At 27.3% G+C, this 783-nt stretch carries 1 protein-coding gene; it reads right to left on the reverse strand.

What is annotated here, in order from left to right; translation table 11 throughout:
- Positions 1-360 precede the first annotated feature (360 nt).
- Positions 361-783, reverse strand: a 423-nt coding sequence (locus NCY30_RS14965) for an ABC transporter ATP-binding protein (protein ID WP_250818889.1), incomplete at its 5' end; no start/stop codon positions are given.

Raw genomic sequence — 783 nt, forward strand, 5'->3', positions numbered from 1 at the left:
CGAATATCTAGTTACCCAAAAACTAAGCGCTTACCATATAATAATTTGATTCACTCTATATTTTCGATAAATTCTAAAGCTTTATTTATAAACTAGAATATTTAGTCCTATAAAACCAATATCTTATTCATGCTCAAAAAAGAATGGCGTAGCAATTAAACTACTACGCCATAAAACTCTAACTCCCTTAAATTTCTTCACCCATCACAAGCTTTTTTAATTTATATTGATCCGCAAACAATTCGCACCACTCAATAAATGAAATATCATTCTTCGAGTCTAATATATCAAGCCATTATACATATTTCATATATAATTTTATATTAACATAAAATTATTATATCTTATCTTTTGCTTATTTTATAAATTTTTCATCCTCTTTAATATCTCTTGATAAAACATCTCCTTATTATCAGCTCTTTTCAAATTTTCAATTACTTGTCCATCTTTTAAAAAGATAATCCTTTTACAAAAACTAGCAATCATAGGATCGTGAGTTACCAAAAGAATTGTTTTTCCCATTTCTCCATTTATGCTTTCCAAAGTACGCATTACAACTTCTGAAGAATTTGAATCCAAATTTCCAGTAGGTTCGTCTGCTAAAATAATTTGAGGATTATTAATTAATGCTCTGCAAATGGCAACCCTTTGTTTTTCTCCACCAGATAACTCATATGGTTTTTTATTTAGCAATTTATTAATATTAAATTTTTTTGTTAGATTTTCACAAATTTTCTTGCTTTCCTCTATTTCTGCTTCATCTAATATTCGTGGAAGCAAAAT

Origin of the sequence: Dorea sp. MB18-49 (assembly GCF_023669465.1) — a bacterium.
Taxonomy (GTDB): domain Bacteria; phylum Bacillota; class Clostridia; order Lachnospirales; family Lachnospiraceae; genus Dorea_A; species Dorea_A longicatena.